The sequence below is a fragment of the Variovorax guangxiensis genome, assembly GCF_003952165.1.
Taxonomy (GTDB): Bacteria; Pseudomonadota; Gammaproteobacteria; order Burkholderiales; family Burkholderiaceae_C; genus Variovorax; species Variovorax guangxiensis.
Window position 1 is genome coordinate 120,113 of sequence record NZ_RXFT01000010.1, and the last position, 25,489, is coordinate 145,601.

Here is a 25,489-nt window from a genome sequence, read left to right on the forward strand (position 1 = left end):
TTTGTGTGACGCCCCGGTGAAAAGCGGGCTCGAATCAGGTTCCCGTCAGGGGACTTGCTGCTGGAGCGACTTGGGCACCTTGAAGCGCTCGCCGTCGTAGCGCAGCGTGATGGTGTTGAATTTCGGAGGCAGGGACCTCTCGACGCAGCTCTGGTCTTCCTGCTCCTGTGCGCGGCTTTGCAGCAGCGTGCGCGACAGCTGCAGGTCGGCAAGGCCGTTGCTGCTGCCCTTGCCGACCGAGAGCATGGTGCGCAGCTTCTCGAAGTGCCCGGTGCAGGTCGAATCCCATCCGCCGTGGTCGTGGTCGAGCTCGATCTCCTGCAGCACCTGGCGCAGCTGCTTGCCGTGGTGCACGTACAGCCGCACCGTTTCGCTCGCCAGCGGGCTGCCGGGCCCGTTGCTGCCCCGGTAGCGCACGCGCAGGCCGAAGGCGCGCGCCTCCGAAGACAGCACATAGCGCGAGGTGTCGATGCGGATGTCCTGGATCGACGTGGTGGCGTCCTCGTCGAGCGCCTCGGGCTGCAGCAGCCGGCCGATGACGGTGTCGCGGTCGGTGTTGCCGTTGTCGGGGCGCTGGATCAGCAGGATCTCCAGATCGAAGACCTTGGCGCCCCGGTCGGTGGTTTCGCGCGGCATCGGCAGCACCACGATGCTGCGCCCCGGAAAGGCCGGCCACACCTTGCAGGCCGCGAGCCGCTCGTCGAGCTGGCGGTGGGGGTGCAGCTTTGCATGCATGCGCTCGGCAAGGCCGCTTTCGCAGGCTGCGTGGCTCAGGCCGGCGGCCGCAAGGCCCAGGAGGAAGAGGGCGGCGTGGCGCAGCAGCGGCAGGCGCATGGCTCGGTTCAGGCTGTGGCGGTTGCCGAAAGCCCGAGCCACCTGGCGGCCGCGGCTTCGAGCACGGCGACATCGCCGCTGCTCTGCAGCAGGAGGTTGCCAGCGGCGCCGGTGCCATCGGCAAGCCGCCCCGCCGATGCGAGCAGGCGTCGCGTCTGCTGCGCGACCGGCACGCCCGTGTCGATGAAGCGCAGCGTCGCCGGCGCATGCTTGCCCAGCTCTTCCTTCACCAGCGGATAGTGGGTGCAGCCGAGCACCACCGTGTCGACTTCGCCGGGCCCGTCGCCGAAGGGGCCGGCTTCGGCCATATAGCGTTCGCTCAGCGCCGCGATGCCGCCCGAGTCGAAGCCCTCGATGGCCTTCACGAGGCCGTCGCAGGGCACGGGCCGGACGTCGGCCGATCCCGCGAAGGAAGCGCGCAGGTTCGCGTACTTGGCGCTGGCCAGGGTGCCCCGCGTGGCCAGCACCGAGATGTGCCCCGTGCGGCTCGAAGCCACGGCAGGCTTGAGGCCGGGCTCCAGCCCGACGATCGGCAGGTCGGGGTGGTCGGCCCGAAGCAGGTGGATGGCGGCGGTGGTGGCCGTGTTGCAAGCCACCACCAGCGCCTTGATTCCGTGCTCGCGCAGCAGGTGTTCGACCACCGCGCGCGAGCGCTCGATCACGTAGGCGTCCCCGCGTTCACCGTAGGGCGCATAGGCCGTGTCGGCGAAGTAGACGAAGTTCTCGTGCGGCAGCTCGGCCCTCAGCGCGGCCAGCACGCTGAGCCCGCCGACACCGCTGTCGAAGACGCCTACCGGGCTCAACTCAGGCTTCTTCCATCATGATGGTCTTGAACTCGCCCGTGGCGATGCGCTTCTGCCACTCGGCCGGGCCGGTGATGTGCGCGCTGGTGCCGCCGGCGTCGACCGCCACCGTCACGGGCATGTCGACCACGTCGAATTCATAGATGGCTTCCATGCCCAGGTCCTCGAAGCCCACCACCTTGGCGGTCTTGATGGCCTTGCTGACCAGGTAGGCGGCGCCGCCCACGGCCATGAGGTAGGCGCTCTTGTGCTTCTTGATGGCCTCGATGGCGACAGGGCCGCGCTCGGCCTTGCCGATCATGGCGATCAGGCCCGTCTGCGCCAGCATCATCTCGGTGAAGCCGTCCATGCGGGTGGCGGTGGTCGGGCCTGCGGGGCCGACGGCCTCGTCCTTCACCGGATCGACCGGGCCGACGTAGTAGATGACGCGGTTGGTGAAATCCACCGGCAGCTTCTCGCCCTTGGCCAGCATGCCCTGGATGCGCTTGTGCGCGGCGTCGCGGCCGGTGAGCATCTTGCCGTTGAGCAGCAGGGTGTCGCCCGGCTTCCAGCTCGCCACTTCGGCGGGAGTGAGCTTGTCGAGGTCGACGCGCTTGCTCTTCTTCTCGTCGGGAGCCCAGTTCACGTCGGGCCAAAGGTCGAGCGAGGGCGCCTCGAGGTAGACCGGGCCGCTGCCGTCCATCGTGAAGTGCGCGTGGCGCGTGGCCGCGCAGTTGGGGATCATCGCCACGGGCTTGCTCGCCGCGTGCGTGGGGTACATCTGGATCTTGACGTCCAGCACGGTGGCCAGGCCGCCCAGGCCCTGTGCGCCGATGCCCAGCGCATTCACCTTCTCGTACAGCTCGACGCGCAGCGCCTCGACCTTGCTCAGCTCGGCGCCCGAGTTCTTCTTGGCCAGCAGCTCGTGCATGTCGAGGTCGTCCATCAGGCTTTCCTTGGCCATCAGCGCCGCCTTCTCGGCCGTGCCGCCGATGCCGATGCCCAGCATGCCCGGCGGGCACCAGCCGGCGCCCATGGTGGGCACGGTCTTGAGCACCCAGTCGACCACGCTGTCACCGGGGTTCAGCATGACCAGCTTGCTCTTGTTCTCGCTGCCGCCGCCCTTGGCGGCCACGGTGACTTCGAGTTTGTCGCCCGGCACGATCTCCGTGAAGATCACCGCGGGCGTGTTGTCCCTGGTGTTCTTGCGGTCGAACTGCGGGTCGGCGACGACCGAGGCGCGCAGCGTGTTGTCGGGGTGGTTGTAGCCGCGGCGCACGCCTTCGTTGATGGCGTCGTCCAGGCTGCCGGTGAAGCCGCCCCAGCGCACGTCCATGCCCACCTTGAGGAACACGTTGACGATGCCGGTGTCCTGGCAGATCGGGCGCTGGCCGGTCGCGCTCATCTTGCTGTTGGTCAGGATCTGCGCGATGGCGTCCTTGGCCGCCGGGCTCTGCTCGCGCTCGTAGGCGCGGGCCAGGTGGGCGATGTAGTCGGCGGGGTGGTAGTAGCTGATGTACTGCAGCGCGGCGCTGATCGATTCGATCAGGTCGGCCTGCTGGATCGTGGTCGTCATGGTGGGGGGCTTTTTAGGAATGTGAAACGCCCCCCGATTATCTCAGCCGCCGCGCCTGCCCCGCTTACCGTGCCGCTTCCCGGGCCTGCTCCACCCAGCCGTCGAAGAGCTGCCGGTGCGCCCGGATCCACCCGTCGGCATGGCGCTCCACGTCCTGCTGGGAGTTGGCGCCCTGGCTCATGCGCAGGTTCTGGGCGTTGATGTCGCCGATCGGCAGCTTCATCACCTCGAACAGCTTCGCGGCGGCCGGATTCTTCTCGACGAAGGCGCGGTTGGCGACGATCCGCTCGTCGTTGGCCTGGAAGCCGTAGTTCCTGCCGTTGGGCAGCTGCGTGTCGACGTTGCCGCCGTCGCCTTGCGAGGACGAGAACGGCACCTGCAGCCACACCACGTCCTTGCCGGGGCGCAGCACGGCGCTGACCCAGTACGGCGTCCACGTGTAGTAGAGCACCGGCTTGTCCTGCCTGAATCGCGCGATCGTGTCGGCCATCAGCGCGGCGTAGCTGCCCTGCCGATGGCTGACTGTGTCACGCAGCTGATAGGCCGTCAGGTGGTTCTCGATGGCGAGCTCGCAGCCCCAGCCGGGGTTGCAGCCCGTGAGGTCGGCCTTGCCGTCGCCGTCGATGTCGAACAGCTTCGCGATGGCCGGGTCCTTCAGCTGCGCGATGTTCGTGATGCCGTACTGCTCGGCCGTCTTGCGGTCGATCAGGTAGCCCTGCACCGCGCCTTCGGAATACACGCCCTTGCGCCACAGCTTGGCGTCGCCGCCGCTGTTCTTGTAGAAGTCGGCGTGCAGCAGGCTCCAGTGGTGGGCCATGAAGGTGGCGTCGCCGTTGGCGATGGCCAGGTGCTCGGTGGCGGGCTCCAGGTCCTTCATGGGCTCCACGGTGTAGCCGAGCTTCTCGAGCGCGCGCATCACCAGCAACGTCTGGAAGGCTTCCTCGGCGAGCGAGCTCTTCAGCGGCTGTACCTTGATGCCCTTGCCGGGCAGGTCGGCGGAGGCCTGGGCGGCCACGCCCGAGGCCACGAAGGCGAGGGCGAGCAGACCGCGTGCGATGAATCGGGTCTTCCGGTTGATGAAGTTCATGTGGCGGGCTCCTTCGTTCATCGCACCTGTGCCGACAGGGCGGGAGCGGGCTCGGCATCGGTGCGGGCCGGTGCCACTGCACGCTGCAGCAGGCGCAGCGCTAGGCCCACCGGCCCGGTGTGCCACCAGCGGCGACCGGCGCTGCGGCGCGACTTGCCCATGGCCTGCGTCAGGCGGTCCAGCGAGATCGCCAGCAGCACGATGCCCAGGCCGCCCACGGTCGCCAGGCCCATGTCGAGCCGGCCGATGCCGCGCAGCACCATCTGGCCGAGGCCGCCCACGGCGATCATCGAGGCGATGACCACCATCGACAGCGACAGCATCAGCGCCTGGTTGATGCCCGCCATGATCGACGGCATGGCCAGCGGCAGCTGCACCTTCACCAGCATCTGCCACGGCGAGGCGCCGTAGGCGCGCGCGGCCTCGATCAGGTCGGGGCGCACCTGGCGCAGGCCGAGGTTGGTCAGGCGCACCAGCGGCGCCAGCGCGAAGACGATGGTGACGATCACGCCCGGCACGTTGCCGATGCCGAACAGCATCACGACCGGCACCAGGTACACGAAGGCCGGCGTGGTCTGCATGGCGTCGAGCACCGGGCGCATCACGCGCTGCGCGCGGTCGCTGCTGGCCAGCAGCACGCCCAGCGGCAGGCCCACGGCCATGCAGAACACCAGCGAGGTCAGCACCAGCGACAGCGTCACCATCGCCTCGGGCCAGATGCCCAGCATGGCCACCAGCAGCAGCGCCACCGTGGTGCCGATGGCCAGCGCGCGGCCGGCGAACTGCCAGGCCAGCAGGCCGATGAGCGCGATCATCGCCAGCGTGGGCAGGCCGGTGAGCAGGCCCTGGATCCAGTTCAGCGTGCCGTCGATGGGCAGGCGCACGGTCTGGAAGAAGGGGCGGAAGTGCTCGACCACCCAGCCCAGGCCGCTGTTGATCCAGGATTCGACGGGCAGCGAGCCATCCCACAGGCGGTGCAGCTGCAGGCCGCCGGCGGCATCGGCGTTGCCGGCGAGCTGATGGGCGCCATCGAGCGGCGCGGGAGCGTCGAGCCAGGCGCTGGTTGCGGAGCTGTCGGGCGCTGCCAACAGGGCTTCCCACGGGTCGATCGGCGTGGGCGCAGGGGTAGGCGTCGCGAGCGCGGTCGATGCGTCGTTCAGCGGCGCGAGTTCGGAGGGCAGTGCGGTGTCGTTCATCTGTTGTTCCTTCGAGTTCGTTCAGGCGGCGTTGGCTGAGACAACGGCGGCCACGGGTTGCTGCGGCTGGTGTGCCGGGTCGATGGGCGGCGTGTCGCGGTCGAGGAACTTCAGCAGCGTCGTCTTGCTGATCGCGCCGCAGAAGCGGCCGTCGGCCGCCACCACCGGCATCGCGCACGGCGCCTGGGCCACCTGGCCGAAGAGGCCGGCCACGGGCGCATCGGCGTCGATCGTGCCGAGGTCGTTCAGGAAGGCGTGGCGCAGGCCCAGCGGGCCGGAATGACCGTCGAGCGCGGCGCGCAGGGTGTCGGCCGACACGGTGCCCAGGTAGCGCCTGTTCGGGCTGGTCACGTAGGCGAAGTCGCGGTCCTGGTCTTCCAGCTGCTTGAGCGCCGCGCGCGCGCCGCGCTCGGGGTGCTCGCAGACCACGGTGAGCTGCTTGCGCGCGATGTCGCCGGCCTTGAACACGGCCGCCGCGTCCACGCCGCGCACGAAGCTGCGCACGTAGTCGTTGGCGGGGCTGCGCAGGATCTCGTCGGGCGTGCCGACCTGGATCACCTGGCCGTCCTTCATGATCGCGATGCGGTCGCCGATGCGCATCGCCTCGTCGAGGTCGTGCGAGATGAAGACGATGGTGCGGCGCTGCTCCTGCTGCAGGCGCAGCAGTTCCGACTGCATCTCGGTGCGGATGATCGGGTCGAGCGCCGAGAAGGCCTCGTCCATCAGCAGGATCGACGGATCGGAGGCCAGCGCGCGCGCCAGACCCACGCGCTGCTGCATGCCGCCGGAGAGCTCGTCGGGGTAGCTGTCGCCCCAGCCCGCCAGGCCCACCTGCGCGAGCGCCTTGTCGGCCTGCGCGAGGCGCTCCTTCTTGCCGGTGCCCGAGAGCTCGAGTCCGAAGGCGGTGTTCTCGCGCACCGTCATGTGCGGCATCAGCGCGAACGACTGGAACACCATGCTGATGTCCTTGCGGCGCAGTGCGCGAAGCCGCGCGTCGGAATGCTCGTTGATGTCGGCGCCGTCGATCACGATGCGCCCGGCGGTCGGCTCGATCAGCCGGTTCAGCAGGCGCACCAGCGTCGACTTGCCCGAGCCCGAGAGGCCCATGATGACGAAGATTTCTCCGGCCTGGATCTCGAAGGTGGCGTCGAACACGCCGATCGACTGGCCGGTGCGCGCCAGGATCTCCTTCTTCGAAAGTCCTTGCCGGACCAGCTCCAGTGCTTGTTCGGGCTCGTCGCCGAACACCTTGAAGACATGGTCGATGAGAATTCCTTTGGCCATACGTCGGGGCTCTCCTTGGGTGAAGGGTTGACTGTGGGGTGGCCGTCCCGAAGGAGCGGCGCAGCCACGTCCCGGCCCATCGCATCGATGGACGGCCGGCAGGCACTGAAGACGACAGGGCGACGAAGCCAGTGCCCGCCGGATGCTTCATTCGCAGCGCGGCGGGCCTGGTCGAGGGGCGCCGGCTGGAAGAGCGTGACGTGGCAATGGGACCGGAAAGATCCGGTCGGTTTGCCGGGCAGCGCCCGGCGGGAGCACCTTGCACCGCGACGGGATTCGGAGATCCGCGAGTAGTGAAGGCTTGACCAACGCCGTCATCATCATGACTTGTTGGTCGTCAGAAGCTATCGATTATAACTTTTCGACATGATGCGGTCAACCTTGGAGGCGATGCGGCGCCGTCGGAGGCGATGCAATGACCACGTCAGATGAGAGCCACTCTCATTGGGGCGATACTGCGAAGGCGCCGGCAAGCGGCGCGACTTTTCATGATCCTGCGGAGCTTTTTCTCATGACGACTTCCCCCAAGACCCGTGCCGAGCGCGATACCTTCGGACCGATCGACGTGCCGGCCGACAAGCTATGGGGCGCGCAGACCCAGCGCTCGCTGCAGAACTTCGACATCTCCGGCGAGCAGCAGCCGCGCGAGATCATCAAGGCGCTGGCCCAGGTCAAGCGCGCTTCCGCCGTGGTCAACCACGCGCTGGGCCTGCAGGACGAGAAGAAGACGAACGCCATCGTGGCCGCGGCCGACGAAGTCATCGCCGGCAAGCACCCGGGCGAGTTCCCGCTGGTGGTCTGGCAGACCGGCTCGGGCACGCAGACCAACATGAACGTCAACGAGGTGCTGGCCAACCGCGCCAGCGAGATCCTCGGCGGCGAGCGCGGCGAAGGCCGCCTCGTTCACCCCAACGACGACGTGAACCGCAGCCAGTCGAGCAACGACGTGTTCCCCACGGCGATGCACGTGGCGGCCGTCGAGGCCATCACCCACAAGCTGCTGCCGGCCATCGCCAAGCTGCGCGGCACGCTGGAACAGAAGTCCAAGGACTTCGCCGACATCGTGAAGATCGGCCGCACCCACCTGCAGGACGCCACGCCGCTCACGCTGGGCCAGGAGTTCTCGGGCTACGTGGCGCAGCTCGCGCACGGCGAGGCGCACGTGCGCGCCGCGCTGCCGCACCTGTGCGAACTGGCGCTGGGCGGCACGGCCGTCGGCACCGGCCTCAATGCGCCCAAGGGCTATGCGGAACAGGTGGCGGCCGAGCTGGCGAAGCTCACCGGCCTGCCTTTCGTGACCGCGCCCAACAAGTTCGAGGCCATGGCCAGCGTCGATGCGCTGGTGCATGCGCACGGCGCGCTGAAGACGCTGGCCGCCAGCATGAACAAGATCGCCAACGACGTGCGCTGGCTCGCCAGCGGCCCGCGCAGCGGCATCGGCGAACTGAGCATTCCCGAGAACGAACCCGGCTCGTCGATCATGCCGGGCAAGGTCAACCCGACGCAGAGCGAGGCCGTGACGATGCTGGCCGCGCAGGTGTTCGGCAACGACGTGGCCATCAACATCGGCGGCGCCTCGGGGAACTTCGAGCTGAACGTGTTCCGTCCGATGGTTGCGCACAACTTCCTGCAGAGCGTGCGCCTGCTGGCCGACGGTATGGTGAGCTTCAACGACCACTGCGCCGTGGGCATCGAGCCCAACCGCGAGCGCATCACCGAGCTGGTGCAGCGTTCGCTGATGCTGGTGACGGCGCTCAACACCCACATCGGCTACGACAAGGCCGCCTTCATCGCCAAGAAGGCGCACAAGGAGGGCACCAGCCTGCGCGAGGCGGCGATCGCGTCGGGCCACCTGACGGCCGAGCAGTTCGACCAGTGGGTGGTGCCGGAGAACATGACCGGCCGCTGATCCGCCATTGGGCCGGTCTTTCGTGGGGGCCGCCGCGCACGGCCGCCCGAAGCGGCCGGCCCGCCCCCGGTAGGGGGTTGGCGAAGCGACACGAAGTGCGCGCAGCCTGGGGGCGAGCTTTTAGTACCCAATGGTGTAGCGCTGGCGGGAATGAGCGGGCTTTTCCAGCTCGTCGATGAACGCGATCGCGTAGTCCGCGAAGCTGATCCAGCTGCGGCCTTCGGCGCTCACGAGCAGGTCGTCCTTGCCCAGGCGGAACTTGCCGGTGCGCTCGCCTTCGACGAATTCGGCGGAGGGCGAGAGGAAGGTCCAGTCCAGATCCTTCTCGTTGCGCAGCGTGTCGAGGAATACGCCGCCGGCCGATGCTTCGGCACGGTACGCGTCGGGGAAGTTCGGCGTGTCGATGACCTTCAGCCCGGGCGCCGCGAACAGGCTGCCCGCGCCGCCGACCACCAGCAGGCGCTTCACCCCGGCGCGCTTCGTCGGCTCGATGATGGCCGCGGGCGGCACGGTGGCGAAATGCGCGGCGCTGAACACGGCGTCGTGGTCGGCCAGGGCCTTCTCCAGCGCAGCGCCGTCGAGCACGTCGAGGTCGACGGCCTTCACGTTGGCGCGGCCCGCCAGCTTGGCGCTGGCCTTGCGGGCGATGGCGGTGACGGTATGGCCGCGGCGCAGGGCCTCTTCGAGAAGCTGGCTGCCGGCGCGTCCGGTGGCGCCGATGATGGCGATGTGGCTCATGGTGACTCCTGTGAAAGATCGGAAGGATCGATAGATCGGGTTGGGATGGAGCGAATCTTAGGTTTCTGGTTTCGAAAAAAATACCTCGATTTGCGCGCTTGTTTATTCCTAAAATCGTTCGAATGGATCGATTGAATGCAATGCGCGTGTTCGTCACCGTGGTCGATTCGGGCAGTCTTTCGGCCGCTGCCGACAAGCTCGACATGTCCCGCCCGGTCGTCACGCGCTATGTCGCCGAACTGGAGCAATGGACCGGCGCGCGCCTGCTGCACCGCACGACGCGCCGCCTGAGCCTCACGGCCGCCGGGGAGGAACTGCTGCCCCGCTGCCGCCAGGTGCTGGAGCTCACGGGCGACATGCAGTCCGCGGTGCGGCATCCGGCGGAGGCGCCGCGCGGACAGCTTCGCATCACCGCCAGCACTTCGTTCGCGCAGGCCCAGTTGGCCGATGCGATGGCCGACTACGTGCGGGTCTATCCGGGCGTAGCGGTCGACCTGGTGCTGCTGGATCGGGCGGTGAATCTGGTCGACGAGCGCATCGATCTCGCGATCCGCGTGGCGGCGGAGATCGACCCGAACCTGATCGCGCGACGGCTCACCAATTGCCGCTCGGTGGTGTGTGCTTCACCGGCCTATCTGAAGGAGCACGGCAGGCCGTCGAGCGTGGAAGAGCTGGCGCAGCGCAATTGCCTCACGCACTCGTACTTCGGGCGCAGCCTGTGGAATTTCACGCGCAAGGAAAGCGGGGAGCCGGTCTCGGTGGCCGTCGGCGGCAATGTGTCGACCAACGATGCCGCGAGCCTGATGCACCTGGCGAGGGCAGGGGCCGGCATCGCGATGCTGCCGACATATCTGACATGCCAGCTGCTGCAGTCCGGCGAACTGGTGCGGCTCTTCGGGGATTTCGAGCCGCAGGTGGTGGGCATGTACGCGGTCTACGCCTCGCGCAAGCACATGCCGGCCACGCTGCGCACGATGCTCGACTTTCTTGCCGAGCGCTTCACGGACCCGCCCGCCTGGGACATTGCATCGCAGGCAGGCCAGGGCCGGGGCTAGAAGAGGTCAGTGCGAGTCTGCCGGCGGATGGGCGGGCGCCATCAACCGGTCGGTGTAGGCGATGGCCATTGCCGAGAACAGGAACGCGATGTGGATCACGGTCTGCGCGATCAGCACGCGGTCGGTGTAGTTGTCGGCGTTGATGAAGGTCTTCAGCAGGTGGATCGAACTGATGCCGATGATGGCCGTGGCCAGCTTCACCTTGAGCACCGAGGCGTTCACGTGGCTCAGCCACTCGGGCTGGTCGCGGTGGCCTTCGAGGTCCATGCGGCTCACGAAGGTCTCGTAGCCGCCCACGATCACCATGATGAGCAGGTTGGAGATCATCACCACGTCGATGAGCGCGAGCACCACGAGCATGATGACCGTCTCGTTCAGCGTACCCACGGGCGCCGTGGTCTTGTAGCCGATGCTGGTGATCAGCGCCTGCAGCGCGTCCTTGGAGCCGAAGGCGGCCTCCACCAGGTGCAGCAGCTCGACCAGGAAGTGCACCACGTACACGGCCTGCGCCACGATCAGGCCCAGGTACAGCGGCAGCTGCAGCCAGCGGCTCGCGAAGATCAGCTTGGGCAGGGGTCGAAGCGGCGAACCACGGCGTGGTACGGGCTGGTTCCGGGTGTCGAAAGGGTCGGGAGCAGACATCTGCAGTGCGGTTGTGGAGGACCGGGAATTCTAGGGGCGTCCCGGTGACGCACTCGTGATAACCCCGAGAGGGCCATCGAACAGGCTCTAACATGGCATCCGTCAGTGACCCGTAAGTGGGTCCGCCGACATTACGGCCGCACCCATCCTGGAGACAAAGAGCATGAGCAGCAGCGCATCGAAGAACATTGAATCCGTCCTGGTCGAGAACCGCGTCTTCCCGCCCGACGCCCGCGCCACGCAGGGCGCGCGCATTTCCGGCATGGCCGCCTACGAGGCCCTGTGCAAGGAGGCCGAGCAGGACTTCGAGGGTTTCTGGACCCGCCTGGCCAAGGACAACCTGAACTGGACCAAGCCCTTCACGAAGACGCTCGACGAATCGAATGCGCCGTTCTACCAGTGGTTCGGCGACGGCGAGCTCAACGCCAGTGCCAACTGCCTCGACAGGCACATCGGCACCCCGGTCGAGAACAAGACCGCCATCGTCTTCGAAGCCGACGACGGCACCGTCACCAAGGTCACCTACAAGGAACTGCTCGCCCGCGTGAGCCAGTTCGCCAACGCGCTCAAGGCTCGTGGCATAAAGAAGGGCGACCGCGTCATCGTCTACATGCCGATGACCATCGAGGGCGTCGTCGCCATGCAGGCCTGCGCGCGCATCGGCGCCACCCACAGCGTGGTGTTCGGCGGCTTCTCGGCCAAGGCGCTGCAGGAGCGCATCATCGACGCGGGCGCGGTGGCGGTCATCACGGCCAACTACCAGCTGCGCGGCGGCAAGGAACTGCCGCTGAAGGCCATCGTGGACGACGGCATCGCGCTGGGCGGCTGCGAGTCGATCAAGACCGTGTTCGTGTACGAGCGCACGCCCACCGCGTGGAACCGCGTCGAGGGCCGCGACATCACCTTCACCGAGGCGCTGAAGGGGCAGGGCACCGAATGCGCGCCCGTGCCGGTCAACGCCGAGCATCCGCTCTTCATCCTCTATACCTCGGGCTCCACCGGCAAGCCCAAGGGCGTGCAGCACGCCACCGGTGGCTACCTGCTGTGGGCGAAGCTCACGATGGACTGGACCTTCGACATCCGCCCCGAAGACGTGTTCTGGTGCACCGCCGACATCGGCTGGATCACCGGCCACACCTACGTCGCCTACGGCCCGCTCGCGGCCGGCGCCACGCAGGTGGTGTTCGAGGGCATCCCCACCTTCCCGCACGCGGGCCGCTTCTGGCAGATGATCGAGAAGCACAAGGTGACGGTGTTCTACACGGCGCCCACCGCGATCCGCTCGCTCATCAAGGCGGCCGACGGTGACGAGAAGGTGCATCCGAAGAACTGGGACCTCACCAGCCTGCGCATCCTCGGCTCGGTCGGCGAGCCGATCAATCCCGAAGCGTGGATGTGGTACCACCGCAACGTGGGCGGCGAGCGCTGCCCCATCGTCGACACCTTCTGGCAGACCGAGACCGGCGGCCACGTCATCACGCCGCTGCCGGGCGCCACGCCGCTGGTGCCGGGCTCGTGCACGCTGCCGCTGCCGGGCATCATGGCCGCCATCGTCGACGAGACGGGCAAGGACCTGCCCAACGGCGCGGGCGGCATGCTGGTCATCAAGCGGCCCTGGCCTTCGATGATCCGCACGATCTGGAACGACCCCGAGCGCTTCAAGAAGAGCTACTTCCCCGAGGAGATGGGCGGCACGATCTACCTCGCCGGCGATGGCGCGGTGCGCAGTGCGGACCGCGGCTACTTCCGCATCACCGGCCGCATCGACGACGTGCTCAACGTGTCGGGCCACCGCCTCGGCACGATGGAGATCGAATCGGCGCTGGTCGCCAAGACCGACCTGGTGGCAGAAGCCGCCGTGGTGGGCCGCCCCGACGACGTGACCGGCGAGGCCGTCTGCGCCTTCGTCGTGCTCAAGCGCGCACGCCCGACCGGCGAGGAAGCCAAGCAGATCGCCAACGAGCTGCGCAACTGGGTCGCCAAGGAAATCGGCCCGATCGCCAAGCCCAAGGACATCCGCTTCGGCGACAACCTGCCCAAGACCCGCAGCGGCAAGATCATGCGCCGCCTGCTGCGCAGCATCGCCAAGGGCGAGGCGATCACGCAGGACACGTCCACGCTCGAGAATCCGGCGATCCTGGAGCAGTTGTCGCAGACGAACTGACCAGCAGTGCATTAGTGCTGTAGGACATGGCCGTTTGTGCGGCCATTTGCGCCGAACGTGGCTCTTTGCTGAGGTAAAACCATTGGATCACCGCGCGCCTCGAAGCGCGCGGGTTCCAGATGTGTTCGATCTTTCCGAAGGAGGCCTGCAATGGGCGTGAGATCCGCTTTTCTTTTTGTCGTCGTGCTGCTGATCGTGGCGCTTGCCGCGCTCAACTGGGGCACGCTGTCCACGCCCACCGACGTGTGGCTGGGCTTCATGACCGTCTCGGCCCCGCTGGGCCTCATCATGCTGGGGCTGACCGCAGTGCTGGCGGCCTTCTTCCTCGTCTATGTGCTGTACCTGCACAGCTCGGTGCTGATCGACGCCAAGCGCCACACCAAGGAAATGCAGGTCCAGCGCGACCTGGCCGACAAGGCGGAAGCTTCGCGCTTCACCGAGCTGCGCAACTTCCTGGAGGCGCAGGAGAACAAGCACATGGCGCAGAACGCCGATCGCCAGACGGCGATCCTGGCGCGGCTGGAGCAGCTCGAGACGGCGATCCGGCTGCGCTCGGACCAGACCGACAACACGCTGGCCGCCCACATCGGCCAGCTCGAGGACCGCATCGAGCGCCGGCCGGTGCCCGCGGACATCAATCCGCAGGCCTGAGCTTTCCGGAGCTTACTTCGTCGACAGCACCCAGGCCGCGAGCTTCTTCGCGTCGGCTTCGCTGACCTGGTTGTTCGCCGGCATCGGCACCGGGCCCCACACGCCGGAGCCGCCCTTCATGATCTTGCTGGCGAGGGTGTCGACGGCACCCTTGTCGTCCTTGTACTTGGCGGCCACGTCCTTGAACGAGGGGCCGAGCACCTTGCGCTCGACCGCGTGGCAGCTCATGCAGTTCTTCGAGGTCGCCAATGCCAGGTCGGCGAAGGCGGGCGCGGCGAGTGCGGTGAGGCCAAGGCCCAGGACTGCCGGCAGCAAGACTCTTTTCATGGGGTGTAATTGTTAAGGGCTGAGTTACATTCGACTCAACGCGATTGTAGGTAGCGCCGTGCACGGCGCCGGAAGCGTTGCCAATACAACCCTGAGGGATTCGCGATGTGGTTTCTGGGATTGGGCCTGCTTGCTCTGGCCCTCAAGTATTTCGAGATCGGCATGGTCGCCACATGGAGCTGGTGGATCGTGCTGTCGCCGTTCGCGATGGCCGTGGCATGGTGGGCCTGGGCCGATTCGTCGGGCTATACCAAGCGCAAGGTCGTCGAACGTGAAAACCGGCGCCGGCAGGAGCGCATCGACCGGCAGAAGACCAACATGGGCATGAAGACCAGCAACGGGCAGCGCCCGCGCCGCTGAGCCTTTTCCTTCGCCGTCTGCCGAAGTCCCCGCACCGCATGCACCGCGCTGACGTGCCATGGACGAGGAAGCCACCACCCGCGCGCTGATCGTCTTCGGGCTTTCGCTGCTGCTCGGCCCGGCCATCGGCGGGCTCGTGGGGTGGCGCAGGAACTTCTTCTGGGGTGTGGGCGTGGGCGCCTTGCTCATCGGCTGCGCGGGCATTTACGGCGCGGCCTCGCTCGGTTGGAGCCGCTACCAGTCGATCGCCGGCACCGCCAGTGTGCAGGGCAGCCTCGTCGAGTTCGTGGACGAGCAGAGCAAGGACAGCAAGGGCCGCGTCACAGTCTCGCGCGCGCCGGTCGTCGAATACGTCACGCCCGATGGCCAGAAGCGCCGCGTCAAGGGCCTTGGCGGCGGCCTTGCGGACAAGGAATGGGGCGACCCGGTCGAAGTGCGCTACCGCGTGGCCGACCCCGCGCAGGCACTGGTGGCCGATTTCCAGAACATGTGGGGCGGCGTCTGGGGGCTCGGCATCTTCGGTGCCTTTCCCATGATGTTCGGCCTGTTCTTCATCGGCATGGCGCGCAGGGAGGCGCGCGAGAAACAGGGCGCTTACGTGCGGCCGGAGTTGCGCGAACCCACCCCTGGCCAGAAGCGCTGGCGTACGCGCGGCACCGTGCTCGCCAACCTGGTCTTCCTGGCCGGCTTCGCGCTCGTGTTCCTCTATCCGGACCCGAGCCCGATGAAGCAGTTCGGCGCCGGCTTCATGACCATCGGCGCCGGCGCGATCCTGCACTTTCTGGTGCAGAGCCTGCCGCCGGCGATGGATTTCCAGTCGCGCAGCATCCTCGCCATCGTGGGCCTGGGCTTTCTGGCCTTCGGCTACGGCGCGTGGATGATGGCTGCTTGAGCGAGCGATCTCAGAACTTGTCGAGCACAGCGCCCGAGCTGGCGCTCGATGCGTTGAACGCGAATTTCGCCTGCACGCCGCGCGTGTAGCGCGGAGCCGGTGCCTTCCAGCCTTCCCGGCGCTTGGCGATCTCGGCTTCGGGCACGTTCAGTTCGAGCTTGAGCTGGTGTGCGTCGATGGTGATCGAGTCGCCCTCGTTCACGAAGGCGATGGTGCCGCCGGCAGCCGCCTCGGGCGCGACGTGGCCCACCACCATGCCCCAGGTGCCGCCGGAGAAGCGGCCGTCGGTGATGAGGCCGACGCTCTCGCCGAGGCCCGCGCCGATCAGCGCGCCGGTCGGCGCCAGCATCTCGGGCATGCCCGGGCCGCCCTTGGGGCCGAGGTAGCGCAGCACCATCACATCGCCGGCCTTGATCTTGCCGTCGAGAATCGCCTTGAGCGCCGACTGCTCGTCGTCGAACACGCGCGCCGGGCCGGTGATGACGGGGTTCTTCAGGCCGGTGATCTTGGCGACCGCGCCCTCGGGCGACAGGTTGCCCTTCAGGATGGCGAGATGGCCTTCTTCATACATCGGGTTGTCGATGGTGCGGATCACGTCCTGGTCGGCGCGCGGCACGTCCGGCACGTCCTTCAGCACCTCGGCGATGGTCTGGCCGCTGATGGTGATGCAGTCGCCGTGCAGCAGGCCCGCGTTCAGCAGCACCTTCATCACCTGCGGAATGCCACCGGCCTGGTGCAGGTCGACCGCGAGGTACTTGCCCGAGGGCTTCAGGTCGCAGATCACCGGGACCTTCTTGCGCATGCGCTCGAAGTCGTCGATGGACCAGTCCACGCCCGCTGCGTGCGCGATTGCCAGGAAGTGCAGCACCGCGTTGGTCGAGCCGCCCGTGGCCATGATGACGGCCACGGCGTTCTCGATGGCCTTCTTGGTCACGATGTCGCGCGGCTTCAGGTCCTTCTTGATCGCCTCGATCAGCACCTTGGCCGATTCCTTGGCCGAGTTCTGCTTCTCGTCATGCGGGTTCGCCATGGTCGACGAGTAGGGCAGCGACATGCCCAGCGCCTCGAAGGCGCTCGACATGGTGTTGGCGGTGTACATGCCGCCGCACGAGCCGGTGCCGGGAATGGCGCGCTTCTCGATTTCCTTCAGGTCCTCGTCGCTCATGTTGCCGGCGGCGTTCTGGCCCACGGCCTCGAACACGCTGACGATGTTGAGGTCCTGGCCCTTGTACTTGCCGGGGAGGATGGTGCCGCCGTAGACGTAGATGGCGGGCACGTTGGCGCGCAGCATGCCCATCATGCCGCCGGGCATGTTCTTGTCGCAGCCGCCGACCACCAGCACGCCGTCCATCCACTGGCCGCCCACGCAGGTCTCGATGCAGTCGGAGATGACTTCGCGGCTCACCAGCGAGTACTTCATGCCCTCGGTGCCCATGGCCATGCCGTCGGAGATGGTGGGGGTGCCGAACACCTGCGCGTTGCCGCCGGCTTCCTCGATGCCGGCGATGGCCGCGTCGGCCAGCTTCTGCAGGCCCGAGTTGCAGGGCGTGATGGTGCTGTGGCCGTTGGCGACGCCGACCATCGGCTTCTTGAAGTCGCCTTCCTCGTAGCCCATGGCGTAGAACATCGAACGGTTGGGGGCGCGGCTCTTGCCTTCGACGATGTTGGCGCTGCGGCGGTTGATCTGGATTGGCTTGGTGTCCATGGTGGCTCTTCTGTCGTGGGGAGATCGGTGGGGGTCCAAGTATCGGACTTCTGATTGATTGCTTCCAATCCATTTTCAATTGCAGATTGATATGCTCGGCATATGAATGAAGCCCTCATCGACCTGCGCGCCTGGCGCCAGTTCGTCGCCGTGGCCGAAGAGCTGCACTTCGGCCGCGCCGCGCAACGGCTGCACATGACGCAGCCGCCGGTCACGCAGGCCATCGCGCAGCTCGAGAAGACGCTCGGCGTGGTGCTCTTCGACCGCACCCGCCGGCGCGTGGCGCTCACGCCGGCGGGCGAGGCGCTGCTGCCCGACGTGCGGGAGCTCCTGGCGCGCGCCGCGGCGCTGCCCGCAAGGGCCCGTGCCGCGGCGGCGGGGCAGGTCGGGCGCGTGCGCATCGGCTTCGTCTCGACGGTGGGCTTCGAGCAACTCCCCGCCTGGGTGCGCGAATTCCGCGTGCTGTGTCCCGAGGTGGCGCTGGAGCTGGTCGAGGCCACCGGCGACGTGCAGCTCGAGGCCTTCGCGCGCGGCGAGATCGACGCCGGCCTGATGCTGCACTCGCCCGGCGCGGCGCCTCCAGGGCTGGCGCGCCTCGCCGTGTCGCAGGAGCCGCTGGTGCTGGCGCTGCCCGAGCGTCACCCGCTGGCGCGCACCGACCGGCTGCTGCTGGCCGACGTGCTGGCCGAACCGCTGGTGATCTTTCCGCGCCGCATCGTGCCTTCGCTGCACGATGCCATCTTCGACCTGTACCACGCGGCCGGTCGCACGCCGCTGCTCGGGCAGGAGGCGATACAGATGCAGACGATCGTGAACCTGGTCTCTGGCGGCATCGGCGTGGCCTGGGTGCCCGAGAGCGTCACGCAGTTCCGCCGCGCGGGCGTGGTGTACCGTCGCGCCGAGGAGTTCGCGCCGGCCGCGCGGCGCCGCAGCCCGCCGGAGCTGCCCGGCTGCGAGACCAGCCTGGTGTGGCCCGAGGGGGGCGTCAATCCGGCGCTTGCGCGCTTCGTCGACTTCGTCCGCGAGCGGGGCGCGGGTTCGACGAGCCGGGACGAGGCCTAGCGGGCCTTGCGGGTGCGTCCGCCAGCGGGTTGGGCCGGCTTGTCGAGCGCATCGGCCAGCACCGTTTCGAGCCAACCCACGAAAGCCTGCATGCGCCGCGACAGGTTGCGCCGGTGCGGGTACACCAGCTGCACGGGCAGCGGCTCGGCGCGCGCGTCGGGCAGCACTTCCACCAGTTCGCCGGCCGCGAGGTGCTCGCGCACGTCGTAGGCCGGAATCTGGATCAGGCCCAGCCCCGCCAGCGCGCAGGCGATGTAGGTCTCGGCGTTGTTCGCCGCCACCTGGCTGCGCATGCGCAGGGTGGAGGTCTCGCCGTCGCGCAGCCATTCCCATGGCGCGGCCCGGCCGCTGGTCGGCGAGGCGTAGTTGACGGCCACGTGCTCCGGCAGGTCGGCCGGCGTGCGCGGCGTGCCGTGGCGCTCCAGGTAGGCGGGGCTCGCGCAGTTGATGAGTGTGAAGTGGCCGAGCGGCCGCGCCACGAGGCTGCTGTTGGCCAGCGGGCCGACGCGCAGTGCGCAGTCGATGCCTTCGAGCACGAGATCGACGGCGCGGTCGCTGGAGCCGAGTTCGAGCTCGATGGCCGGATGGAGCGCGAAGAAGTCCGGCAGCGCCGGTGCGATCAGGCGCCGCGCGATACGGCTGGGCACGTCGACCTTCAGGCGTCCGCTGACCTGGCCGCGCGCGGGCAGGAACTGCTGCTCCATGTCCTCCATGTCGGCCACCAGCGCACGGGCGCGCTCCAGCATCACCTCACCATCGGGCGTGAGGCCGACGCGGCGCGTGGTCCGGTGCAGCAGGCGCGAGCCGAGGCGGGTTTCGAGCTGCTGCACCGCCGTGGAGACGCTGGCGCGCGGCAGGCCCAGGCGGTCGGCGGCGCGCGTGAAGCTGCCGGTTTCGGCCACGCGAACGAAGACCTGGAGGAGGTCGATGCGGTCCATGGAAGAAGAACGAATTGTTCGTGAAATCCTGAACAGTCTAGCCTCGGATGGCCTATTTATCAGTTCGAAGCCGATCAATAGACTGGCCGCTCCAGTCACACATCCACGCTTCAACCAAGGAGTCCATCCATGTCCGCACGTACGCTCAAGAACAAGGTCGCCGTCATCGCCGGCGGCGGCAAGAACCTCGGCGCCCTCATCGGCCACCAGCTGGTCGACGGCGGCGCCCGGGGCATCGCCATCCACTACAACAGCGACGCCTCGCGCGCCGATGCGGAGAAGACCGCCGCCGAGCTCAAGGCGAAGGGCGCCGACACGCTGCTGGTGCAGGGCGACCTCTCGGTGGTCGAGAACTGCGTCGGCCTGTTCGACAAGGCGGTGAAGCACTTCGGCCAGGTCGACATCGCCATCAACACGGCCGGCGTGGTCATCAAGAAGCCGATCCTCGAGGTCACCGAGGCCGACTACGACAAGAGCTTCGACGCCAACGCCAAGGCTGCCTTCTTCTTCATCCAGCAGGCCGGCCGCACGATGGCGGACGGCGGCAGCATCGTCACGCTGGTGAGCTCGCTGCTGGCGGCCTACACGCCGTTCTATGCGATCTATCCGGGTTCGAAGGCGGCCGTGGAGCACTACACGCGTGCCGCGTCGAAGGAGTTCGGCGAGCGCGGCATCTCGGTCAACGCCATCGGCCCCGGGCCCATGGACACGCCGTTCTTCTACGGCCAGGAGAGCAAGGAGGCCGTGGAGTACCACAGCAGCGCCGCCGCGCTCAGCAAGTTCTCGAAGAAGGGCCTGACCGACATCGAGGACATCGCGCCCATCGTGCGCTTCCTGGTCACCGAGGGCTGGTGGATCACCGGGCAGACGATCTTCGCGAACGGCGGCTACACCACGCGTTGACCGGGCAAGATGCCGCCAGGAGGAAAGACGACATGCACACGATCATGGTGATGGGCGGCGGCTTCGTGCTGCTGGTGGTGTTCCTGCTGGCCGGGCGCCTGCTGGGCGACGGCTCCCCGGCGGCGCTGGCCGTCGCGGCCAAGTGGTTCATTCCGGCGTGGTTCGTCGGCGCGGGCATCAACATGGCCGTGGGCGTGATCAAGGCCGGGTATTCGGTGGCCGAGGAGCTGCCGATCTTCCTGCTGATCTTCGCGGTGCCGGCCGTGGTGGCGGCGCTCGTATGGTGGAAGTTCGGGCGCTAGCCCGGCCCGAATAGCCCCGACCCGGCCGTGACATCGGGCCGGGGCACAATCCGCGGATGCTCATGTATCCGCATATCGACCCCATCGCGCTGCAAATCGGGCCGGTGGCCATCCACTGGTACGGCCTGACCTACCTGGCCGCGTTTGCGCTGTTCTACTTCCTCGGCACGCGCCGCCTCCGGCACGAGCCGTTCCGCAGGCTGGTGGATGCCGGCGTGTGGCAACGCCGGGACATCGAGGACATTCTTTTCCTCGGCGTGATGGGCGTCATCGTCGGCGGGCGGCTGGGCTACTGCCTCTTCTACAAGCCCGAGTTCTATCTCACGCACCCGCTCGAAATCCTCTACGTGTGGCAGGGCGGCATGAGCTTCCACGGCGGTCTGCTCGGCGTGATCGGCGCGATGGTGTGGTTCTCGCACTCGCGCAAGCGGCCGTTCTGGCAGGTGATGGACTTCGTCTCACCCTGCGTGCCGACGGGCCTCGCGGCCGGCCGCGTGGGCAACTTCATCAATGGCGAGTTGTGGGGGCGCTTCAGCAGCCCCGATCTGCCCTGGGGCATGGTGTTCCCGCAGAGCGGGTCGATGCTGCCGCGCCATCCCTCGCAGGTCTACCAGTTCCTGCTGGAGGGGCTGCTGCTTTTCGTCGTGATGTGGCTCTACGCGCGCAAGGAGCGCAAGCAGGGCCAGGTGGCCTCGGTGTTCCTCATCGGCTACGGCGTGCTGCGCTTCGTGGCCGAGTATTTCCGCGAGCCCGACGACTTCCTCGGCCTGCGTGCGCTCGACCTGAGCCAGGGGCAGTGGCTGAGCATCCCGATGATCGTTGCGGGCATCGCGCTTTGGTTCTGGTTCGGCCGCACCGGTGGCAAAGCGGCCAGCGCCGCGCGGGCCTGAGCTTTCACCAAGGGGCCCTTCGGGCCCTTTGTCTTAAGGGTAACTACCCGCCGCACATTCGACGCGCGGCACTTGCGCCGGGCGGATGTCGGGCTCAGAATTACGCGTAATTACAGGAAATTATGCGGTCCTGATCCCATGCGCCTGGTTCCCAACTCCCTGCACGACGAAGTCGCCGCCACGCTGCGCGAGCAGATCTTCGACGGCTCCCTGGCCCCCGGCAGCTTCGTCGACGAGATCGCCCTGTGCGAGCGGCTCTCGATCTCCCGCACGCCGCTGCGCGAAGCGCTCAAGGTGCTCACCGCCGAAGGCCTGCTGCGGCATGAGCCGCGGCGCGGCTGCTTCGTCAACGAGGTGACCGAGCGCGATCTCGACGAAATCTTCCCCGTCATCGCGCTGCTCGAAGGCCGCTGCGCCTACGAGGCGGCCCGCAATGCCAGCGACGCCGAACTGCAGGAGCTCGACGCCCTGCACGAGCGCCTCGTGCGCCACGCCAGGGCCAAGCGCATCAACGACTACTACGCCACCAATCACATCATCCACGAGGCGATCATCAAGCTGGCCGACAACAAGTGGCTGGCGCAGGTGATCGGCGACCTGCGCAAGATCCTCAAGCTCGCGCGCCTGCAGCAGCTGCATGCGCCCGGGCGGCTCGACCAGAGCCTGTCGGAGCACCTGGCCGTGTTCGCGGCGCTGAAGGCGCGCGACAGCGAAGGCGCCGACGCCGCCATGCGCACGCACCTGACACGCCAGCGCGAGGCGCTGCGCGAGGTCGCGCGCCAGCAGAAGTCCAGGGTGATGTCGTGACGATCCTTACGAGCATTGGAGTGCCCCGATGAGTGCGACCGAATGGTTCCAGGCGCGGCTGCGTTCTGGCGAGAAGTCCAAAGTGCCGGTAGCGCCCGAAGGCGCGGCGAAGAGCGCATCGAAGAACGCGCCCAAGCCCAGCGCCCGCCCGACCGCCGAGCGCCTGCAGGCCACGCTGCGCAAGGCCGACGAGGCCCTGTCGCCGCGTGCGCTGCGCCGCGTGCTGGCCGACCTGCAGGCGGTGATCGACCCGCGCGTGAGCGAGGTCGAGGGCGGCCGCCGCGCCCATGCCATCGCAGACGCCTACCGAGCCGCCACGCCCGACGAGCGCCGCGACTACTGGGCGCTCATGAGCGAGCATTTCGCCGCCGATGCGCAAAAGCTCAAGACCGCGCGCGACCAGCACCAGGCGGCCGTCGGCACGCCCGACGAGGGCCAGGCCGAGCTGCGCCTGCGCCGCGCACTGGTGTCGCCGCGCATGCGCCTGCTGCAGCGCTTCGCGGTCGAGCCCGAGGGCATGCGCTTTCTGGTGGACCTGCGCGCCGACCTGCTGCCTTGCCTGAAGGCCGACAAGCGCCTGCTCGCGCTCGATGCCGAGCTCGAACAGCTCTTCTCCACCTGGTTCGACGTCGCCTTCCTCGAACTGCGCCGCATCGACTGGGATTCGCCGGCCTCGCTGATCGAGAAGCTCATTCGCTACGAAGCGGTGCACGACATCAAGAGCTGGTCCGACGTGAAGAACCGGCTCGACGACAGCGACCGCCGCTGCTACGGCTTCTTCCATCCGCGCCTGCCCAACGAGCCGCTCATCTTCGTCGAGGTGGCGCTGGTCGACCGCATCAGCGCCGGCATCACGCCGCTGCTCGACGAAGCCGCCGTGCCGGTGCCTGCCGCACGTGCCACCACCGCCATCTTCTATTCGATCAGCAACACGCAGAACGGCCTGCGCGGCGTGAGCTTCGGCGATTCGCTCATCAAGCGCGTGGTCGAGACGCTGCAGGACGAGCTTCCGCGCCTGAAGACCTTCGCCACGCTCTCGCCGATTCCGGGCTTTCGCACCTGGCTCGCGAAGAACGCCGGCGACCTGCTGCCGCGCCTGGACGAAAAGCGCGAGGCCGAACTGGGCCGCCTCGTCGGCTCGGTGCCGCCCACGGCGGAGCGCCTGCTCGCCGCGGTGGACGGCGCCGCGAGCCTCGACGCCAAGTCGCCGCTGCGCCAGTGGCTGATGCAGGCGGCCGCCGAGTACCTTGGCCGCGCGCTGGTCGACGGCACGCCGGCCGATCCGGTGGCGCGCTTCCACCTGGGCAACGGCGCGCGCGTCGAGCGCCTGAACTGGGCGGGCGATCCGTCGGCCAAGGGACAGAAGCAGTCCTACGGACTCATGGTCAACTACCTCTATGACCTCAAGCGCCTGGACAAGCACCGCACCTGGCTGGCCGAGGGCAAGGTGGCCGTATCGGGAGACGTCGAAAGCCTGTATTTCAAAAAAGGCTGAAGTCCGCAAAAGAGAAAGTCGAAGCAGAGCAAGGAGCCGGTGCACCCAAGGCCGGCAGCCGCACGGGGCGGCAAGATCCACAACGACACACAGGAGATGAGACAAATGAACCCAAGCTTTCAGCGCCGCGACGTACTGCGCGTGGCCGCCGCCGGTGCGGCCGTACTGTGCGGCGCCGCGCGGGCCCAGCAGGGCTGGCCGACGAAGCCCGTGACGATGATCGTGCCGTTCCCGGCCGGCGGCGGCACTGATGCCTTCGCTCGGCCGCTGTCGGGGCAGTTCTCGCGCGTCGCGGGCCAGACGCTGGTCATCGACAACCGCGGCGGGGCAGGGGGCACGCTGGGCGCGAGCATCGCCGCCAAGGCGCCGGCCGACGGCTACACACTCTTCATGGGCGCGGTGCACCATGCGATCGCACCGTCCATCTATCCGAAGCTCGACTACGACATCGAGAAAGACTTCGTGCCGCTGATGCTGCTGGCCAACGTGCCGCAGGTGGTGGTCATCAACCCGAAGCGGGTGCAGGCCAACACCATCCAGGAATTCATCGCGCTGGTGAAGCGCAACCCCGGCAAGTTCAACTACGGCTCGGCCGGCTCGGGCACCTCGCACCACCTGGCGGGCGAGCTCTTCAAGATCCAGACCGGCACTTTCATCACCCACATTCCGTACCGCGGCGCGGGCCCGGCGCTGTCGGACCTGATCTCGGGCAACGTCGACCTGATGTTCGACGGCCTGGGTTCCTCGGCGCAGCACATCAAGAGCGGCCGCATCAAGGCGCTGATGGTGGCCGGCACCAAGCGCAATCCCGCCTTCCCCGATGTGCCCTGCGCCGCCGAAGTGGGCCTGCCCGAGTACACCGTGACCACCTGGTACGGCCTGTGGGCGCCCAAGGGCACGCCGGCCGACACGCAGACGCGCGCCATCGACGACATGAAGAAGTCGCTGGCCACCGACGACCTCAAGGGCATCTGGGCCCAGAACGGTTCCGAGATCCCGAACCTCACCACCACCGCCTACGGCAGCTTCGTCAATGCCGAGATCAAGCGCTGGGCCGCGGTGGTGAAGGCCTCGGGCGCCAAGCTCGAATGACCGCTGGAAGCGCCATCTCCCTGCGCCGCGACGGCGCCATCGCGATCGTCACGCTGTCGAACGCGGGGCGCCTCAACGCCATGACGCGCGCCATGTGGCGTGAACTGCGCGCGGTGTTCGACGGCCTGCGCAGCGATGGCGACAGCGACAGCGCCCTGCGCTGCGTGATCGTGCGCGGAGAGGGCGGCGCCTTCTGCGCGGGCGGCGACATTTCCGAGTACCCGTCGTTCCGCTTCAGCGAGCCCAGCCTGCGCGAGTTCCACGAGAACGAGGTCTGGGCTGCGCTGCAGGCGATGCTCGATTGCCCGCTGCCGCTGGTCGCGCAAATCGAGGGCGCCTGCATGGGCGCGGGCATCGAGATCGCGAGCTGCTGCGACATCCGCCTGGCCGGCGCCTCCGCGAGGTTCGGCGCGCCCATCGCCAAGCTCGGTTTTCCGATGGCGCCGCGCGAAGCCGCGCTGGTGCATGGCGCCATCGGCGACGTGCTCGCGCGCGACATGCTGCTGGCCGCCGGCGTGCATGGCGCGCAGCGCCTGTACGACGCGGGCTTCCTGCTGCAGGTGCTGCCCGACAACGAAGTGCCGCTCGCCGCCCAGTCGCACGCCGCGCGCATCGCAGCACTCTCCCCGCAGGCCGCGCGCCTGCACAAGGCCACCTTCGCCGTGCTGCGTGCCGGCGCTCCCTCGGCCCACGGCCTGCTGGCCACCGCCTACGATTACGCCGATTCCGTGGAGCACCGCGAGGGCATCGCCGCCTTCCTTGCCAAGCGCACCCCGAATTTCTGAAGCCAAGCCAAGC

25 protein-coding genes are annotated in these 25,489 nt (G+C 67.9%); 14 read left to right on the forward strand and 11 right to left on the reverse strand.

Annotated elements, in window-relative coordinates:
* Positions 1-45 precede the first annotated feature (45 nt).
* From EJP67_RS22440 to proV, 6 genes are all read right to left on the reverse strand, one after another.
* Positions 46-834, reverse strand: a complete 789-nt coding sequence (locus EJP67_RS22440; protein ID WP_126023921.1) for a PA3715 family protein — start codon at positions 832-834, stop codon at positions 46-48.
* Positions 835-842: 8 nt separating this feature from the next.
* The gene (murI, locus tag EJP67_RS22445; RefSeq protein ID WP_126023922.1) at positions 843-1,637 is read right to left on the reverse strand and encodes a glutamate racemase; all 795 of its coding nucleotides are present in this window, start codon (positions 1,635-1,637) and stop codon (positions 843-845) included.
* 1 nt (position 1,638) lies between these two features.
* A complete protein-coding gene (locus EJP67_RS22450; protein WP_126023923.1) occupies positions 1,639-3,192 on the reverse strand; it encodes a fumarate hydratase in 1,554 nt (517 codons plus the stop codon).
* A 64-nt stretch (positions 3,193-3,256) separates the two neighbouring features.
* Positions 3,257-4,279 carry a glycine betaine/L-proline ABC transporter substrate-binding protein ProX gene (gene proX / locus EJP67_RS22455; RefSeq protein WP_206169543.1) on the reverse strand — a complete coding sequence of 341 codons (1,023 nt, stop codon included), beginning with the start codon at positions 4,277-4,279 and terminating at the stop codon, positions 3,257-3,259.
* Between the two features lie 17 nt (positions 4,280-4,296).
* Complete coding sequence (gene proW / locus EJP67_RS22460; RefSeq protein ID WP_126023924.1) at positions 4,297-5,475, reverse strand: glycine betaine/L-proline ABC transporter permease ProW; 1,179 nt, start codon at positions 5,473-5,475, stop codon at positions 4,297-4,299.
* A gap of 21 nt (positions 5,476-5,496) precedes the next feature.
* Positions 5,497-6,759, reverse strand: coding sequence for a glycine betaine/L-proline ABC transporter ATP-binding protein ProV (proV, locus tag EJP67_RS22465; protein WP_126023925.1), 1,263 nt, complete (start codon positions 6,757-6,759; stop codon positions 5,497-5,499).
* 511 nt (positions 6,760-7,270) lie between these two features.
* Here proV and fumC point away from each other — a divergent pair.
* On the forward strand, positions 7,271-8,668 hold the full coding sequence (gene fumC, locus EJP67_RS22470) for a class II fumarate hydratase (protein ID WP_126023926.1): 1,398 nt from the start codon (positions 7,271-7,273) through the stop codon (positions 8,666-8,668).
* Positions 8,669-8,788: 120 nt separating this feature from the next.
* On the opposite strand, the gene EJP67_RS22475 is transcribed toward fumC, so the two are convergent.
* The gene (locus EJP67_RS22475; RefSeq protein WP_126023927.1) at positions 8,789-9,406 is read right to left on the reverse strand and encodes an NAD(P)-dependent oxidoreductase; all 618 of its coding nucleotides are present in this window, start codon (positions 9,404-9,406) and stop codon (positions 8,789-8,791) included.
* Positions 9,407-9,528: 122 nt separating this feature from the next.
* Between EJP67_RS22475 and EJP67_RS22480 the strand changes: the two genes are divergently transcribed.
* Complete coding sequence (locus EJP67_RS22480) at positions 9,529-10,461, forward strand: LysR family transcriptional regulator (RefSeq protein WP_126023928.1); 933 nt, start codon at positions 9,529-9,531, stop codon at positions 10,459-10,461.
* A 6-nt stretch (positions 10,462-10,467) separates the two neighbouring features.
* Here EJP67_RS22480 and EJP67_RS22485 read toward each other — a convergent pair whose 3' ends face one another.
* Entirely contained in the window at positions 10,468-11,103 is a 636-nt protein-coding gene (locus tag EJP67_RS22485; RefSeq protein ID WP_126023929.1) for a YqhA family protein, read from the reverse strand.
* Between the two features lie 163 nt (positions 11,104-11,266).
* Between EJP67_RS22485 and acs the strand changes: the two genes are divergently transcribed.
* On the forward strand, positions 11,267-13,267 hold the full coding sequence (acs, locus tag EJP67_RS22490) for an acetate--CoA ligase (protein WP_126023930.1): 2,001 nt from the start codon (positions 11,267-11,269) through the stop codon (positions 13,265-13,267).
* Between the two features lie 150 nt (positions 13,268-13,417).
* Positions 13,418-13,918, forward strand: a complete 501-nt coding sequence (locus EJP67_RS22495; protein WP_126023931.1) for a DUF485 domain-containing protein — start codon at positions 13,418-13,420, stop codon at positions 13,916-13,918.
* 12 nt (positions 13,919-13,930) lie between these two features.
* Here the strand turns inward: EJP67_RS22495 and EJP67_RS22500 are convergent, their stop codons facing one another.
* The gene (locus tag EJP67_RS22500) at positions 13,931-14,245 is read right to left on the reverse strand and encodes a c-type cytochrome (RefSeq protein ID WP_126023932.1); all 315 of its coding nucleotides are present in this window, start codon (positions 14,243-14,245) and stop codon (positions 13,931-13,933) included.
* A 105-nt stretch (positions 14,246-14,350) separates the two neighbouring features.
* On the opposite strand from EJP67_RS22500, the gene EJP67_RS22505 reads away from it, so the two are divergent.
* Together EJP67_RS22505 and EJP67_RS22510 are read left to right on the forward strand one after the other, a co-directional pair.
* Positions 14,351-14,605, forward strand: coding sequence for a TIGR04438 family Trp-rich protein (locus EJP67_RS22505; RefSeq protein ID WP_126023933.1), 255 nt, complete (start codon positions 14,351-14,353; stop codon positions 14,603-14,605).
* A gap of 58 nt (positions 14,606-14,663) precedes the next feature.
* Positions 14,664-15,497 (forward strand): DUF3592 domain-containing protein, encoded by an 834-nt coding sequence (locus EJP67_RS22510; RefSeq protein ID WP_126023934.1) that lies wholly within the window; start codon positions 14,664-14,666, stop codon positions 15,495-15,497.
* Positions 15,498-15,507: 10 nt separating this feature from the next.
* Here the strand turns inward: EJP67_RS22510 and ilvD are convergent, their stop codons facing one another.
* On the reverse strand, positions 15,508-17,202 hold the full coding sequence (gene ilvD, locus EJP67_RS22515; protein WP_126023935.1) for a dihydroxy-acid dehydratase: 1,695 nt from the start codon (positions 17,200-17,202) through the stop codon (positions 15,508-15,510).
* A 102-nt stretch (positions 17,203-17,304) separates the two neighbouring features.
* Here ilvD and EJP67_RS22520 point away from each other — a divergent pair, with 102 nt between their 5' ends.
* The gene (locus EJP67_RS22520) at positions 17,305-18,264 is read left to right on the forward strand and encodes a LysR family transcriptional regulator (RefSeq protein WP_126023936.1); all 960 of its coding nucleotides are present in this window, start codon (positions 17,305-17,307) and stop codon (positions 18,262-18,264) included.
* On the opposite strand, the gene EJP67_RS22525 is transcribed toward EJP67_RS22520, so the two are convergent.
* Positions 18,261-19,202 (reverse strand): LysR family transcriptional regulator, encoded by a 942-nt coding sequence (locus EJP67_RS22525; RefSeq protein ID WP_126023937.1) that lies wholly within the window; start codon positions 19,200-19,202, stop codon positions 18,261-18,263. The genes EJP67_RS22520 and EJP67_RS22525 overlap by 4 nt on opposite strands.
* A gap of 129 nt (positions 19,203-19,331) precedes the next feature.
* Here EJP67_RS22525 and EJP67_RS22530 point away from each other — a divergent pair, with 129 nt between their 5' ends.
* From EJP67_RS22530 to EJP67_RS22560, 7 genes are all read left to right on the forward strand, one after another.
* On the forward strand, positions 19,332-20,105 hold the full coding sequence (locus tag EJP67_RS22530) for an SDR family oxidoreductase (protein ID WP_126023938.1): 774 nt from the start codon (positions 19,332-19,334) through the stop codon (positions 20,103-20,105).
* A gap of 32 nt (positions 20,106-20,137) precedes the next feature.
* Positions 20,138-20,407: a hypothetical protein gene (locus tag EJP67_RS22535; RefSeq protein ID WP_126023939.1), complete on the forward strand. Its 270-nt coding sequence runs from the start codon at positions 20,138-20,140 to the stop codon at positions 20,405-20,407.
* Positions 20,408-20,463: 56 nt separating this feature from the next.
* The gene (lgt, locus tag EJP67_RS22540) at positions 20,464-21,297 is read left to right on the forward strand and encodes a prolipoprotein diacylglyceryl transferase (protein WP_126023940.1); all 834 of its coding nucleotides are present in this window, start codon (positions 20,464-20,466) and stop codon (positions 21,295-21,297) included.
* A gap of 138 nt (positions 21,298-21,435) precedes the next feature.
* The gene (locus EJP67_RS22545; protein ID WP_126023941.1) at positions 21,436-22,104 is read left to right on the forward strand and encodes a GntR family transcriptional regulator; all 669 of its coding nucleotides are present in this window, start codon (positions 21,436-21,438) and stop codon (positions 22,102-22,104) included.
* 28 nt (positions 22,105-22,132) lie between these two features.
* Positions 22,133-23,599, forward strand: coding sequence for a malonyl-CoA decarboxylase (locus EJP67_RS22550; protein WP_126023942.1), 1,467 nt, complete (start codon positions 22,133-22,135; stop codon positions 23,597-23,599).
* Positions 23,600-23,704: 105 nt separating this feature from the next.
* Positions 23,705-24,691 carry a Bug family tripartite tricarboxylate transporter substrate binding protein gene (locus EJP67_RS22555; RefSeq protein WP_126023943.1) on the forward strand — a complete coding sequence of 329 codons (987 nt, stop codon included), beginning with the start codon at positions 23,705-23,707 and terminating at the stop codon, positions 24,689-24,691.
* Positions 24,688-25,476, forward strand: coding sequence for an enoyl-CoA hydratase/isomerase family protein (locus EJP67_RS22560; protein ID WP_126023944.1), 789 nt, complete (start codon positions 24,688-24,690; stop codon positions 25,474-25,476). The genes EJP67_RS22555 and EJP67_RS22560 overlap by 4 nt, the downstream gene beginning before the upstream one ends.
* Positions 25,477-25,489: the final 13 nt, after the last annotated feature.